This is a genomic window from Aestuariibaculum sp. M13 (assembly GCF_024723255.1).
In the GTDB taxonomy this organism is placed as follows: Bacteria; Bacteroidota; Bacteroidia; order Flavobacteriales; family Flavobacteriaceae; genus Aestuariibaculum; species Aestuariibaculum lutulentum.
In genome coordinates, this window is the sequence record NZ_JANIAC010000004.1 from 94,620 (window position 1) to 110,306 (window position 15,687).

General features: G+C 35.4%; 11 protein-coding genes and 1 riboswitch. Of the genes, 8 read left to right on the forward strand and 3 right to left on the reverse strand.

Annotated features, from left to right (window positions below; translation table 11 throughout):
* The first annotated feature begins 9 nt into the window (after window positions 1–9).
* The 5 genes from NO995_RS14145 to NO995_RS14165 all read left to right on the forward strand — a co-directional run bounded on the left by NO995_RS14145 (window position 10) and on the right by NO995_RS14165 (window position 5,307).
* A complete protein-coding gene (locus NO995_RS14145) occupies window positions 10–948 on the forward strand; it encodes an acetylornithine carbamoyltransferase (RefSeq protein WP_258228072.1) in 939 nt (312 codons plus the stop codon).
* Window positions 941–1,723 carry an acetylglutamate kinase gene (gene argB / locus NO995_RS14150; protein ID WP_258228073.1) on the forward strand — a complete coding sequence of 261 codons (783 nt, stop codon included), beginning with the start codon at window positions 941–943 and terminating at the stop codon, window positions 1,721–1,723. Before NO995_RS14145 ends, argB begins: the two co-directional genes overlap by 8 nt.
* 1 nt (window position 1,724) lies before the next feature.
* Window positions 1,725–2,792: a M20 family metallo-hydrolase gene (locus NO995_RS14155; RefSeq protein ID WP_258228074.1), complete on the forward strand. Its 1,068-nt coding sequence runs from the start codon at window positions 1,725–1,727 to the stop codon at window positions 2,790–2,792.
* A gap of 35 nt (window positions 2,793–2,827) precedes the next feature.
* Entirely contained in the window at window positions 2,828–4,102 is a 1,275-nt protein-coding gene (gene argH / locus NO995_RS14160) for an argininosuccinate lyase (protein ID WP_258228075.1), read from the forward strand.
* 131 nt (window positions 4,103–4,233) lie between these two features.
* Window positions 4,234–5,307, forward strand: coding sequence for an acyltransferase (locus NO995_RS14165; protein ID WP_258228076.1), 1,074 nt, complete (start codon window positions 4,234–4,236; stop codon window positions 5,305–5,307).
* Window positions 5,308–5,384: 77 nt separating this feature from the next.
* Here NO995_RS14165 and leuB read toward each other — a convergent pair whose 3' ends face one another.
* Both leuB and NO995_RS14175 read right to left on the reverse strand, forming a co-directional pair.
* Window positions 5,385–6,503 (reverse strand): 3-isopropylmalate dehydrogenase, encoded by a 1,119-nt coding sequence (gene leuB, locus NO995_RS14170; RefSeq protein WP_258228077.1) that lies wholly within the window; start codon window positions 6,501–6,503, stop codon window positions 5,385–5,387.
* 13 nt (window positions 6,504–6,516) lie between these two features.
* Complete coding sequence (locus NO995_RS14175) at window positions 6,517–7,692, reverse strand: 2-isopropylmalate synthase (protein ID WP_240573652.1); 1,176 nt, start codon at window positions 7,690–7,692, stop codon at window positions 6,517–6,519.
* Window positions 7,693–7,840: 148 nt separating this feature from the next.
* Here NO995_RS14175 and NO995_RS14180 point away from each other — a divergent pair, with 148 nt between their 5' ends.
* From NO995_RS14180 to NO995_RS14190, 3 genes are all read left to right on the forward strand, one after another.
* A complete protein-coding gene (locus NO995_RS14180; RefSeq protein WP_240573651.1) occupies window positions 7,841–9,400 on the forward strand; it encodes a hypothetical protein in 1,560 nt (519 codons plus the stop codon).
* Window positions 9,401–9,506: 106 nt separating this feature from the next.
* Window positions 9,507–9,631, forward strand: a riboswitch (SAM riboswitch).
* Window positions 9,632–9,738: 107 nt separating this feature from the next.
* Window positions 9,739–13,140 carry a bifunctional aspartate kinase/homoserine dehydrogenase I gene (thrA, locus tag NO995_RS14185; RefSeq protein ID WP_258228078.1) on the forward strand — a complete coding sequence of 1,134 codons (3,402 nt, stop codon included), beginning with the start codon at window positions 9,739–9,741 and terminating at the stop codon, window positions 13,138–13,140.
* Between the two features lie 92 nt (window positions 13,141–13,232).
* The gene (locus tag NO995_RS14190) at window positions 13,233–14,402 is read left to right on the forward strand and encodes a PLP-dependent aspartate aminotransferase family protein (protein WP_258228079.1); all 1,170 of its coding nucleotides are present in this window, start codon (window positions 13,233–13,235) and stop codon (window positions 14,400–14,402) included.
* Between the two features lie 76 nt (window positions 14,403–14,478).
* Here the strand turns inward: NO995_RS14190 and NO995_RS14195 are convergent, their stop codons facing one another.
* A complete protein-coding gene (locus tag NO995_RS14195) occupies window positions 14,479–15,687 on the reverse strand; it encodes a DUF2264 domain-containing protein (protein WP_258228080.1) in 1,209 nt (402 codons plus the stop codon).

The window sequence follows — 15,687 nt, forward strand, 5'->3', positions numbered from 1 at the left end:
ACTATACAGATGAAATATTACACCTCCATACATGATATCGATGACATCAATTCCTGGATTGAGGAAGCTAAAGAGTTAAAACAAGATCCGTTAAAACATCTTGAATTGGGACGCAATAAAACCCTTGGGTTATTGTTCTTTAATTCAAGTTTGCGTACGCGGTTAAGCACTCAAAAAGCAGCCTTAAACTTAGGGATGAATCCTATTGTAATGAATGTTTCCGGAGATGCCTGGGGTATTGAGTTTGGAGATGGAACTGTTATGAATGGAAATACAGCCGAGCATATAAAGGAAGCTGCTGCGGTGGTTTCTCAATATTGCGATGTTATTGCCGTTAGAGCGTTTCCAACATTAACCGATAAGACTAAAGATGAAAGTGAAGAAGTTCTAAATGCTTTTAAAAAGTATGCCTCTGTACCTTTAGTTAATATGGAAAGTGCTACGGGCCACCCGCTACAAGCGTTAACTGATGCGATAACTATTTCAGAATATAAGAAAAAGGACAGACCAAAAGTGGTGTTAAGCTGGGCGCCTCATGTTAAGGCGTTGCCTCATGCGGTAGCGAATAGTTTTACTCAGGCCATGCAGAAAATGGATGTCGATTTTGTAATTACCAATCCTGAGGGGTATAATTTAAGTCCGGACATTGTTGGCGATACACCTGTAATTCATAATCAGGAAGAAGCCTTAAAAGATGCTGATTTTGTTTACGTGAAAAACTGGAGTTGTTATGAAGACTACGGAAAAGTAATTAATACAGACCCGAATTGGATGATTACTAAAGATAAAATTGGTGATGCTAAATTTATGCACTGTTTACCGGTAAGGCGCAATGTTATTGTTGAAGATGCTGTTTTAGATAGCGATAGTTCAATCGTTATTCAACAGGCAAATAACAGAACGTATGCGGCGCAATTAGTATTAAAGAAAATATTGGAAAATGCCTAAAGAAAAATTATCCATAGTAAAAATAGGAGGAAACATAATTGAAGATGCTTCAGCTTTAGCTGACTTTTTAAAATTGTTTTCAGGATTAGAAGGAAAGAAAATTTTAGTGCATGGAGGCGGAAAACGCGCGACACATATCGCTTCAAAACTGGGTATAGAATCGCAAATGGTTAACGGTCGTCGTATTACGGATGCAGAAACTTTAGAAGTCATTACCATGGTTTATGGTGGCTTGGTCAACAAAAATATTGTTGCCCAGCTACAGGCTTTAAGTATTGATGCTATTGGATTAACCGGAGCCGATGCCAACAGTATTACTTCAGATAAACGCCCCGTAAAAGAGGTCGATTTCGGATTTGTGGGCGATGTAAAATCGGTGGCTTATCATTCAGTAAATAAGTTAATTGAAGCTAATTTTACACCTGTTTTCTGCGCCATTACCCACGATGGTAAGGGGCAGTTGTTAAACACTAATGCCGATACGATTACCTCGCAAATTGCTATCGGAATGAGTGAACTTTACGAAACTTCTATTTATTACTGTTTTGAATTGAACGGTGTTTTAAAAGATATCAACGATAAGAATTCTGTTATTAAACACATAGACACCAAGTTATATGGTGAATTATTAGAGCAAGGTATTATTGCCGATGGTATGCTGCCAAAATTAGAAAACTGTTTCGATGCACTTAATAATGGCGTTGCAACTATAAATATGGGAAATACCTCGATGTTGACACAGGAAAATGATAATTTTACAGCCATAACATTATAAAATGACGGAAGTAGAATTAAAAAACGATGCAATAAATCTATTAAAACAATTAATAGAAACACAGTCTTTCTCTTCAGAGGAAGATCAGACCGCATTGCTTATTGAAGATTGGTTTAAGCGTTATAATATAGATTGCAAGCGCACCCAAAATAACGTTTGGGCAGTCAATAAATATTTCGATGAGAGCAAACCAACCTTATTATTAAACTCACATCACGATACGGTAAAGCCTAACAGTGCTTACACCAAAGATCCGTTTAAAGCCATTGTTGAAGAAGGTAAATTATACGGATTAGGAAGTAACGATGCAGGAGGTTGTTTGGTGTCGTTAATTGCAACCTTCACCTATTTTTACAGTACAGAAGATTTAAAATATAATTTAGTCATTGTCGCTTCCGCGGAAGAGGAAAGTAGCGGGCCAAACGGCTTAAACAGTATGCTACCAATCATTCCTAAAGTGGATGTGGCGATAGTAGGTGAGCCAACTTTAATGAATCTGGCTGTTGCCGAAAAAGGTCTGGTGGTATTCGATGCTGTTGTGGCTGGAACGCCGAGCCACGCCGCGCATCCAAACGATAATAACGCCATTTACAATACTATTGAAGTCTTACAGTGGTTTAAGGATTTTAAATTTGAAAAGACGTCTGAAGCTTTAGGTGATGTAAAACTTACGGTTACTCAGGTCAACGCCGGGTCACAACATAATGTGGTGCCAGGTCACGTCGATTTGGTAATTGATGTTCGTGTAAATGATGCTTACAGTAATGCTGAAATTGCCGAAATTTTACAAGCTCAGTCGCCATGCACGAGTATTAAGCCAAGAAGCTTGCGATTAAATTCGTCAAGTATTCCAGTAGAGCACCCTTTAGTTCAGGAAGGTGTGGCAATGGGAAGAACAACATACGGGTCGCCAACATTATCAGATCAGGCGGTGTTAAGCTGTCCGTCGTTAAAGTTAGGACCAGGAGACAGCACGCGCTCACATTCCGCAGATGAATTTATTTATCTGAATGAAATTGAACAAGGCATAGATATTTATATTGAATTGTTAAAACGTGTCATCGTTTAAACAATTCAACGAATAAACAAATAAACAGAGATAGAATGAAACTTTGGGATAAAGGTATATCAATCGATAAAAAAATAGAGCAATTTACTGTTGGTAACGACAGGGAAATTGATATTCATATTGCAAAATACGATGTTATTGCATCTAAAGCACACGCCAAAATGCTTCATAAGATTGGTATTTTAACCACTATTGAATTAGAGCAATTACTTGGAGGTTTAGACCTTTTAGCGAATGAAATTGAAGCTGGAGAATTTGTTATCGATGCTCAGTTTGAAGACGTACATTCTAAGATAGAATACGAACTAACAGCTAATTTAGGCGATGTTGGTAAAAAGATTCACACGGCACGCTCAAGAAACGATCAGGTTTTAGTGGCTTGTCATTTATACTACAAGGAAAATCTTGGCTTGGTTAGAGAAAAAGTAAAAACGCTTTTTGAAACCTTGTTGAGTCAGGCTGAGGTTTATAAAGATAAGGTTTTACCGGGCTATACGCATTTACAAGTGGCGATGCCATCGTCTTTCGGGTTATGGTTTTCAGCCTATGCCGAGCAAATGATTGACGATGTCTTTTTAATTGATGCAGCCATAAAAACGGTAGATCAAAATCCGTTGGGATCTGCAGCTGGTTATGGAAGTTCCTTCCCGATAGATCGTGAATTTACCACCAAAGAAATGGAATTTGCGACGTTAAAATACAACGTGGTAGCAGCACAAATGGGGCGTGGTAAAAACGAACGCACTATTTCGGCAGCTTTAGGAAGTTTAGCCAATACCATGGCGCGTTTCGCGATGGATACTTGCTTGTATATGAGTCAGAATTTCGGTTTTATTTCATTCCCGGATGAATTAACAACCGGAAGTAGTATCATGCCACATAAAAAGAATCCGGATGTATTCGAATTGATTCGTGGTAAGTGTAACAAAATTCAGGCTTTACAAACCGAAATGGTTTTAATTACTAATAATTTACCAAGTGGTTACCATCGTGATTTTCAGTTGTTAAAAGAAAATATGATTGCAGCTTTTGAAGAAATTAAAGATATTCTGGATATTTTCAATTTCTCTATTCAACAAGTTATTGTAAAAGATATTGATATCAACGACGAAAAATATAAATACTTATTTACGGTTGATAATATTAATACCTTGGTTGTTGAAGGGCAAACCTTTAGAGAGGCATATCAAAAAATAGGGGGACAAGTTCAGGATGGAACTTATGTGCCGGATACCTCAAAAAAACACACACACGAAGGTAGTATTCACAACTTATGTTTAGATAAAATTCGAGATAAGTTTCCTGAATAAACTAACCTTTAGGTCAATGAAAAATGAAATCACATTAGAGAGTTAATCGCTTTTTAATGTGATTTTTATTTTTTGGAGGCTGTCTGTTAAGCTTAAAAGCTTCGTATATTGTTTATGTTAATTCAAAGGTTATGGCTAGCAAGGAGTCTGCGTTTTTAAGTTATGTGCATAGTTTTCGTGGCTTAGCCATTTTAATTATCGTATTTGGTCACGCTGTTGCTGCTGCTACTATAGGGGCACGAGGTGTTTTCGACGAATCCTATTTGTTAGTCATGATTAGCGAGGTGTTTTATCATGACAGCACCATTTATTTTGCGATTATTTCGGGATTGCTTTTTAGCAGTGTTTTAAAACCAAAAGGATTTAAGCGTTTTTATGTAAGTAAGCTTAAGTTCATCATTGTGCCTTATATTTTTCTAACCTTAATTTTTACGTTTCTTAGAATTAGGTTTAAAAGTCAGGAAGGATTTTTTGAGAATTTTTGGTTTTACCTTAGCACAACTTTTCGGAATTTAATTTACGGGAAAGCTAATTTTGTGATGTGGTACATTCCTGTTTTAGTGTTTCTTTATTTAGTTACTCCGGTTTTAGATTGGCTCCAAAACAAAAGTAATTTTACAAAAGGATTATTCTTGTTAGTTGTTTTGATGCCGCTTGTAATTTCAAGAATTCAAATGGCCCATGAATATGTTTTAAAGCTTGAAACGATGTTGTATTTTACCGGAGCCTATGCTTTTGGCATGTGGTTGGGAAGCGATATAAATGAAACACTTGGAAAGTTTAAAGCATATAAATTTCAGATTCTTGCAATAGCAATTTTAAGCACTTTAAGCTTGTTTTATTTGTATAATAATCAGTTGGATTATTTTGGAAAAGTTTCTTTAAAAGAATCGTTGTTTTACGTTCAGAAGCTATGCTTCACGGTTTTAATCTTATTAGTGTTTAAGAAGTTTGAATACAGGCAAATAAAATGGCTTAATGTAGTAGCGAGAGATTCATTTGCTATTTATTTTTTACATGGGTTTATATTATTTAGTTCTCTGTCATTGTTTAAATCGGTGTTGTTATTTAATGAAATAGAGCCGTTAAATATTATTTCAGGAACTGTTTTGTTGCTGGTTTATTCTGTAGGTTTAAGTTTGCTTACGGTTTATTTATCTAGAAAAATTTTTAAACGCTATTCGAGATTTTTGGTGGGGGCATAAAATTAAAAAAGCGCATAGGAGACTATGCGCTTTTAAGGACTACAATAATTTTAATTTTGGTGACTAACTCAAAGTAATCAAATGATTGTGGACTGCCCTAAATGTATGTTGGTAAAGTTTAGATTGGTTTCGTCAGGATTATTAATAAAATCCTCGATGAAGTCTCCTACCTTAGTTGTGGTTATATGATCGTATTTCGTATTTAAATCGGGAGTGGTAATGTGTAGTTTAATAGATTTGTCTACACCTTCACGAACCAATGCTGCTTCATCATCTAGTCCAAAATGTTCTAGCAACATGGCTGCCGATAAAATAGAGGCAATAGGATTAGCAATGCCTTTATTAGCACCTTTTGTATACGCACCGTGAATTGGTTCAAACATGGCATGTTTATCTCCAATGGAGGCTGAAGCTAATAATCCTATTGATCCCACGATAACGCTGGCTTCTTCCGATAAAATATCGCCAAACATGTTTTCGGTTAAAATAACATCAAACTGTCTTGGGTTGATAATAAGCTCCATGGCGGCATTATCAATAAAAAGATAGTCTACGGTTACATCTGGGTATTGTGGGGCTAACTCTTGTACTATTCTACGCCATAAACGCGAACTTTCCAACACATTAGCTTTGTCAACCAATGCTAATTTACGTTTTCTGGACTGTGCGGCTTTAAAGGCTAAATGCGTTATACGCTCAACTTCAAAGCGGTTGTATTCGCAAATGTCTGAGGCTTTGTTTCCATCATCACTTAAAAACTTTTCACCAAAATAAATGCCACCGGTAAGCTCGCGGTAAATAAGAATATTGGTATCCTTAATTTGCCTTTTCTTAAGCGACGATTTATTTAATAATTCTTCGTAAGCAATTACGGGTCTGATATTGGTATATAAACCTAACGATTTTCGTAATCCTAAAAGACCTTGCTCGGGTCTTACTTTAGCATTAGGGTCTAAATCGTAAGATGTGTTTCCAATAGCGCCGAATAAAACGGCGTCTGCGTTCTCACATAGATCTAAGGTTTCTTCTGGTAGTGGGATGCCGGTTTTTTGAATGGCAGTTGCACCGACCAAACCTTCGGTAAAATTAAATACATGGTTAAATTCCATAGCTATAGCTTTCAAGACCTTTACGGCTTGAGCTGTAACTTCCGGACCGGCACCATCACCAGGTAAAACAGCTATATTTAATTTCATAAGCTACGTGTTTTTAAGCAGAGACAATCTCTTTGTATAATCTGCTGTGTTCTATAATATAGTGAATATCATCATCTTCAACTTCTTTTTTCTTATCTGCAAAATCTAAAAAGTTCTGATAGATTTCATCTAATTGAAGCTTTGTTAATTCGTATCCAACATTTTTTGCTCTATAGGCTAAAGCTGCTCTACCACTTCTTGCAGTAAGAACGATAGCCGATTCTGTAACGCCTACATCTTTAGGGTCTATAATTTCGTAAGTTTCACGATTTTTAATCACACCATCCTGGTGAATACCTGAACTGTGAGCAAAGGCATTTGCACCTACAATAGCTTTGTTTGGCTGCGTGTAAATACCCATATTATCTGAAACTAAATGGCTTAAACCGTATAGCATTTCGGTTTTAATATTCGTATCAAGATTTAAATAAGGATGTTGCTTTAATATCATAACAACTTCTTCTAAAGCTGTATTTCCAGCACGCTCACCAATACCATTAATAGTACATTCAATTTGTCTTGCACCGTTTATAACACCTTCAATAGAGTTAGCTGTTGCTAAGCCTAAATCGTTGTGGCAGTGACAAGATAAAATGGCTTTATCGATACCTTTTACGTTTTCTTTTAAATATTTAATTTTTGCACCATACTCGCTTGGTAAACAATATCCTGTTGTATCTGGAATATTTAAAACCGTAGCACCTGCTTTTATCACTTCCTCACACACACGTGCTAAGTAAGCGTTGTCTGTTCTTCCTGCATCCTCAGCGTAAAACTCAACATCTTCAACAAAAGATTTAGCATATTTAACGGCTTTAACAGCGCGTTCTATAATATCATCTTGATTCGATTTAAATTTAAATTTAATATGTGAATCAGAAGTTCCGATACCAGTATGAATTCTAGGTTTTTTAGCATATTTTAGCGCATCGGCCGCTACTTTAATATCGTTTTCAACCGAGCGTGTTAAACCACAAACTGTAGCGTTTTTTACAATTTTAGAAATGGCTTCTACCGATTTGAAATCGCCAGGGCTTGATACAGGAAAACCAGCCTCAATAATATCAACACCTAAATTATCGAGCTGTTCAGCTATGATTAATTTTTGTTCGGTATTTAATTTGCAGCCTGGGACTTGCTCTCCATCGCGAAGCGTTGTGTCAAAAATTTGGACGTTCGTATTAGTCATTTAGTAAAATAAATTTTCATTTTGATTTACGAATGTATACTTTGGTTTTGTAAATGGATAATTGGTCGATTTTTTTTTACGATGTTTAACTGTGTAGCTGTTCAGTTAAAATATTGTAAATCAGTATTTTAAAACTGTTTTTAGAACTATGACAAAAGAACAAAAAGATAATTTGTTTGTATTGGTAAAATCGCTTTCAAAGTCAGAAAAGCGCCAGTTTAAGCTCTATGTAGGGCGGTTAGGTGTGAATGAAGATTCAAAATTTTTAACTCTCTTTAATATTCTTGAAAAGTTACCAGCTTACGACGAAGCAACCATCTTAAAAAAGGGAGTTGTAAAAAAAGAACAGTTATCTAATTTAAAGGCCCATTTATATAAGCAGATTCTTATTAGTCTTCGTTTAAACCCGTCGCACCAAACCATTAGAATTCAAATCCGGGAACAGTTAGATTTCGCAACCATACTCTATCATAAAGGACTTTATAAACAAAGTTTGAAAATATTAGATAAGGCCAAGAATCTGGCGATTGCAAATGAGGAAAAGAATGTGGCTTACGAAATTGTGGAGTTTGAGAAAATCATTGAGTCACAATATATCACTCGAAGTTTAAATAACCGAGCAGACGAGTTGGCCATTCAGGCGAAGGAATTGAGTCAGCAAAATGTTATTGCTAGTAAACTTTCAAATCTTTCACTTCAGTTGTATGGGCAATTTCTAAAAACTGGTTATGTAAAAAATGCCAAGGAAAGCACGCGTATTATTAAATATTATAATGCCCGAATGCCTAAGTATGATATTAATAAACTTGGGTTTAGAGAAAAACTTTGGTTGTATAAAGCAAACCTTTGGTATAGTTTTTTAACCTTAGATTTTTTGGCGAGTTATAAATATGCGACTAAGTGGGTCGATTTGTTTTATGAGAACAGGGATATGATGATTTTAAATCCGGTGTTCTTCTTACGCGGAAATCATTATTTGTTAGAAGCTTTGTTTTACCTGAGACATTATGAAAAGTTTAAAGAAACACTTATTCGTTTAGAGAATGTCACTCAGGAAAAGTGGTTTACCAGAGACGATAACGTTGATGGGTTAACCTTCCTGTATATCTATAACAATAAATTTAATCTTCATTTTATTGAAGGGACTTTTAAAGAAGGTTTGCCTTTGGTTGAAGAAGTTTTGGAAAAACTTAAAGATTTTAGAGATCGTATTGATGAGCATCACGTTATGGTATTCTATTATAAGATAGCCAGTATGTATTTTGGTGCCGGAGAAACCAAAAAGTGTATTTACTATTTGGAGAAAATCATAAGTAATAAATCCCTTCAAATGCGTGAAGATTTATTGTGTTTTTCAAGAATTTTGAATTTGGTAGCACATTACGAAGCCGGAATGGATTATAATCTCGACACCCTAATAAGAAGCACCTATAAATTCCTTATTAAAATGGAAGATTTGTATGAAGTTCAAAAGGAGTTCATTAAATTTTTACGTGGTTTAGGCGATATTTATCCGCATGAAGTGAAGAACGAATTTATAAAACTTCATAAAAAATTAAAACAGTATGAAAACGATCCTCACCAAAGTCGGGCATTTTTATATTTAGATATTATTTCCTGGCTGGAATCTAAAATTCAAAACCGACCAATCGATTTAGTCATTAAGAATAAGTTTTACGAGATGCGTTTTAATCGTAAAGAGGGTTAATTTTAAGTGTAAATTGAAAATTTTTGAAAAATTTATATAAAAAAATTAGGTTTTTTACTTTTTCTAATTGAATATTTGCATTCACAAAGTTCAAACACTTATTGAAATGTTATCAAGAAAGGTGGAGGGATTAGACCCTTTGAAGCCTTAGCAACCCTTTACCTGTAAAGAAGGTGCTAAATTCTACCCAGTTCTATACTTACTTATTAGGACCTTATGGATAGATAACGAAGCGTATTACCGTTGGTAAACATCAATTCTTTATAACATTTTTTAAGCACATTACTAAGTAATGATGTTTCGGGCTTTTTTGTCATTAACAAAAATTAAAACATATTTTGAGTACAAAGTTGCATCATATTGTTATAAAAGATTACGTTACCGAAAGCGGGGTTCTTAATACTGAAATTAAATTAAGTTATCAGCTGTTTGGTAAAGCTCTGGGTACAGCACCTATAGTTTTAATTAACCATGCTTTAACGGGTAATAGTAACGTTTCGGGAAAAGATGGATGGTGGAAAGATCTCGTAGATGACGATAAAGTTATCGATACCAAACTTTACACGGTTTTGGCTTTTAATATTCCAGGAAATGGTTACGATAGTTTTGTAATTGAAAACTACAAAGATTTTGTAGCCAGAGATATTGCTAAAATATTCTTAATCGGATTAAAAGAGTTAAACATCAATAAGCTTTTCGCTATTGTTGGAGGTTCTTTAGGAGGAGGTATTGCATGGGAGATGGCGGTATTAAGTCCGGATTTGGCCGAGCATTTAATTCCTGTTGCAACCGATTGGAAATCGACCGATTGGTTAATTGCGAACTGCCAGATTCAGGAGCAGTTTTTAATCAATTCGAAAAATCCGGTACACGATGCCCGAATGCACGCCATGTTGTGTTACCGAACACCAGAATCTTTCAATGAGCGTTTTCAACGTTCAAAAAATGAAGAGTTGGAAATTTTTAATGTAGAAAGCTGGTTGTTACATCACGGTAAAAAATTGCAAGAACGTTTTCAGCTGTCTGCATATAAATTGATGAATCAATTATTGAAAACCATTGATGTTACTAAAAACAGACCAACCGATTTTAATGTGTTGGAAAATATTCACGGTAACATTCATATAGTAGGTGTAGATTCCGATTTGTTTTTTACAGCCGAAGAAAACAGGCAAACACACAAACAACTTGCGGTATCGAATCCGAACGTTACGTATAACGAAATTCATTCCGTTCACGGGCATGATGCCTTTTTAATGGAATATGAGCAATTAGAAAAAATAGTAGAAGGCATTTTTGTGCCAAACTCTAAAAACAGAAGAATGAAAGTATTAAAATTTGGAGGGAAATCTTTAGCAAATGGTAACGGATTAAATACCGTTATTTCAATTATAGAAAATAAAATTAATAACGGCGAAAAGATTACTGTTGTGGTGTCGGCACGTGGTTCGGCTACCGACGATTTAGAGTCTATTTTAGAGAAGGCAGTTAAAGGAAAAGATTATCAAGTCGATTTACAGGCGTTTAAAGATTATCAGGTAGCGCCTTTACCAAACATCGATTTTTCAAAAGAATTTGCGATACTTGATAAGTTGTTTGAAGGCGTAAGTTTACTTGGCGATTACAGTAAAAAAACCAAAGATGAAATTCTGGCACAAGGCGAATTACTTTCAGTGAAATTAATTTCAAGTGTATTAAACGAGCGTAACATTAAATCCAATGTAGTAGACTCCAGAACGCTGATTAAAACCGATAATGTTTTTGGAAATGCACAGCCAATTTCGCAGGTATCGAAAGACAATGTTAAGAACTTTTATAAAGCAACTCCAAGTGATACGGTAAATATTGTAACCGGATTTATCGCTTCAAATAAAAGCAATGAAACAACCACTTTAGGAAGAAACGGAAGTAATTATTCGGCTGCATTGCTAGCTAATTTCTTAGATGCCGAAGAGTTACAAAACTACACCCACGTAAATGGTATTTACACAGCAAATCCGGATTTGGTTGAGGATGCTAAAATTATTAGAGAATTATCGTTTAGTGAAGCCAACGAGTTAGCCAATTTTGGAGCTACCGTTTTACACGCCAAAACAATTATTCCATTAGTTGAGAAAAATATCAACTTACGTATTTTAAATACGTTTAATGCGGATGATGCAGGGACTTTAATTACAGCAAAACCAAATTCTAAGGAAGTAACCTCGTTATCAGTGTTAGACAATGTCGCTTTAATTAATTTAGAAGGGCGTGGTTTATTGGGGAAAAGTGGTGTCGATGCACGTATTTTTGGAGCTTTAGCTAAAAAAGATATTAGCGTGAGTATCATTTCTCAAGGCTCATCAGAGAGAGGTATTGGGTTAATTATTAATGCAGATCAGGCAACCAATGCGGTACTGGCTTTAGAGCGTGAGTTTGAAAACGATTTTTATTCACAGGATGTTAATAAGATTGGTGTTGTTGACGATGTTTCGGTAATTTCGATTATTGGTATTGAGTTGAGCTCGTTTCATAAACCATTCAATGCTTTAATTAGAAATCAAATTACCCCGTTATTATTCAATAATACGGTAACTGGGAAGAATGTGAGTTTGGTTGTTAAAAAGAATCAACTGCATAAAGCCATGAATGTGATTCACGGTGAAATCTTCGGAATTTCTAAGAAAATAAACATTGCTATTTTTGGTCACGGTGGTGTTGGTGGCGCATTAATTAACCAGATTTTAAAATCGAAAGAAGACATTGAAAAACGTAAAGGTGTACTTTTAAATGTGTTTGCTATTGCGAATTCTAAAAAGTTACTTTTAGATAAGAAAGGTGTTAGCGAAAACTGGAAAGAAGCAATTGCTAATTCACCATTAGAAAGTTCAATTCAGGATGTTATAACCTTTGCTAAAAATAATCATTTAGAGAATTTAATTGCTGTTGATAATACTGCAAGTCCGAGTTTCCATGATAATTATGTGCCATTTGTAGAAGCTGGTTTCGACTTGGTATCGTCTAATAAAATAGCAAATACTATTTCGCATAAATTCTACACCGATTTACGTGAGCAGTTAAAAGCGCATAACAAAGAGTATTTATATGAAACCACTGTTGGTGCCGGTTTACCATTAATTGATACCATTAAATTGTTACATGAATCAGGTGAAAATATTACCAGAATTCGTGGGGTATTCTCAGGGACACTAAGTTATTTGTTTAATAATTTCTCTGTACAGGATAAACCATTTAGTGAAATTGTTCAGGAAACAATTGATAAAGGATTTACCGAGCCAGATCCGCGTGAGGATTTTTCAGGAAATGATGTGGCAAGAAAATTATTAATTTTAGCCAGAGAATTAGATTTGAAAAATGAATTTGAGGATGTCGCTGTTCAGAATTTAATTCCTGAAGCTTATCGTGAAATTTCTGTTCAGGAATTTTTAGGTCAGTTAGATGTTTTAAATGATGAATTTCAGAAGATAAAAGAAAACCAAGAACCAAATCATGTATTGCGTTATGTGGGTGATTTGTCTGGCGATTTATCTCAGGATAAGGGCGTTTTAGAAGTGAAATTAGTGTCAATTCCAGAAGACAGTACGCTAGGTCACGTTAAAGGAAGTGATGCTATTTTTGAAATTTTCACCGAATCTTATGGCGAGCAACCTATCGTTATTCAAGGAGCCGGTGCCGGAGCAGAGGTAACCGCTCGTGGTGTGTTTGGTGATATTTTAAGATTATCGAAACACGTAAATTAATTTGTTATTCCTGTGAATACAGGAATCTATAAAAGTAAATTAGTCTGATTAGATACCTTTTAATCTATTCATGACAAGAAAAAATAAATAAAATGAGTCAAGAAAAACATTTTGAAACATTAGCAGTTAGAACCCAGTCGGAAACAACACAGTTTTCAGAACATTCCGTGCCTTTGTATTTAACATCGGGATTTGTTTTTGATGATGCCGAAGAAATGAGAGCGTCGTTTGCTGAAGAAAAACAACGCGATTTATATAGTCGATACAGCAACCCGAACGTGAACGAGTTTGTAGAGAAAGTTTGTTTAATGGAGGGTGCAGAAAGTGGCTATGCTTTTGCCAGCGGTATGGCAGCTGTGTTTTCAACCTTTGCAACATTATTAGATGCTGGAGATCATGTGGTGTCTTGTAGCTCTGTTTTTGGGGCAACTCACGGGTTGTTTACCAAGTATTTTCCGAAATGGAATATTGAATGTTCTTATTTCAATATTAATGAAACTGAAACGATTGAAAGTTTAATAAAACCGAATACGAAGTTTTTATACGCTGAAACTCCAACCAATCCGGGTGTAGATGTAATAGACTTAGATTTTTTAAGTACCATTTGTAAAAAGCATAATATTCTTTTGGTTATTGACAACTGCTTTGCGACACCGTATTTACAAAACCCGATTAAACATGGAGCCGATATCGTTATTCATTCAGCGACGAAGTTAATGGATGGTCAAGGCCGTGTTTTAGGAGGTGTTGCTGTTGGTAAAAAGGAATTGATAAGAGAAATTTATTTATTCTCACGTCTTACGGGTCCTGCTATGAGTCCGTTTAATGCCTGGGTGTTGTCAAAATCTTTAGAAACTTTGGCAGTACGAACAGAGAAGCATTGTGAAAATGCGCTTAAAATTGCTGAGTTTTTAGAAAGTCACCCGAAAGTAAAATGGGTAAAATATCCGTTTTTAAAATCGCACCCTCAATACGAAATTGCTAAAAAGCAAATGCGTTTAGGAGGAAGTATAGTCGCTTTTGAAGTTGAAGGTGGCGTTGAAGGTGGACGTTCATTTTTTGATAATATTAAAATGTGTTCCCTATCGGCTAATTTAGGGGATACAAGAACCATTGTAACGCATCCGGCAAGTACAACACATGCAAAAGTTGAACCTGAAGTAAAAGCAGCTGTTGGTATTACCGATGGTTCGGTACGTATTTCTGCAGGTTTAGAGCATATCGATGATATTATTGCCGATTTAAAACAAGCATTAGGATAACATACAGATTATTAAATCAAAATAAAAAGGCGTTACTCTTTTAAAAGTAACGCCTTTTTTTATGCGACAATATAAATTAGTTTTTATACTTATCTCTTGCAACATCCGGATTGCTGCCCCAAACCTTAACACTTGTCCATGGTTCTCGTTTTGATGTCCAGAACGAATGATTTTCAGGAAGTCCTAATGGTAAAAATCCTAAAGAGGTTAAATATAAACTTCCGGTGTTAATGTAAGGTTCTGCCATTTTAGGTTGGTATCCTACAACACCAAGTTGTAACCACCCTTTTTTGTCGTAAGTACCGTCGGCTTTTAATACACGTTTTAAAACTGCCGTTAAAGCAGAGCGAACTTGTGCTTCAGATAATTCAACAGGTAATTGCTCTAAAAGTGCCATTTGGGATAGTAATTGAAAACTTCCAAATCTGTATACCGAAGAGCGACCAATAACAGGGTAAGTGCCTTCAGGTGAAATTTGGCGCTCTAAAATTTCGGCGTAGCGTTGTGCACGTTTTATAACATCTTCTTCTAATCTTTTATAAGGATGATTAGACTGTTTAATAGTTGTAACTACATCAATTAGCATCGGATGAATAACAAAGGAATTGTAATAATCCCAGTGGTAATATTTTCCATCAGAATACAAACCGTCGCCAACATACCATTCCATGTGTTTGTTTAAAGCGTATTCAATACGTAGATAGTCGGCTTCATCGGTAAATTTTACGAAGAAAGTTTCAACAGTTGCAGCAAACAGTAACCAGTTATTATATGGGACATTTTTTATGGTTCTCGATTTTTTAAAGGCATCAATTACCATTTGTTTGGTTTCCGCTGAAAGTGGCTCCCATAGTTGTTTTGGAGCTCTTAAAAATCCTTGAGCAAGAAAAGCGGCATCAACTAATGGTTGACTTCCCTTATCAAAATTTAAATAATCTTTAGATTTTGGGTTTACCGCATTGCGGATGGCCTTTTGAGTTAGCTCAATATATTTTTTACGTAGTTCTCCCTCCTTTGTGTTGTCTGGTCCTAATTCTAACCAAGGAGCAATACCTGCCATAAGTCTTCCGAAAGCTTCAAGACCAGCGAAATTACTTCGGTCGCCGTAATCAAAACTACTTTGCTCAGTAGGCATAGTCGCTTTAAGTTTATCCTTAGCTAACGCTGTTAAAACAGGATCGGACATTTTTATTAATTCTTCTACCCAAAGTTCACGATCACTTTGAGCTGTAATAAGTTGAACTGAGATTAGAAGGATTAATAAGAATAATATGTTTTTTTTCAT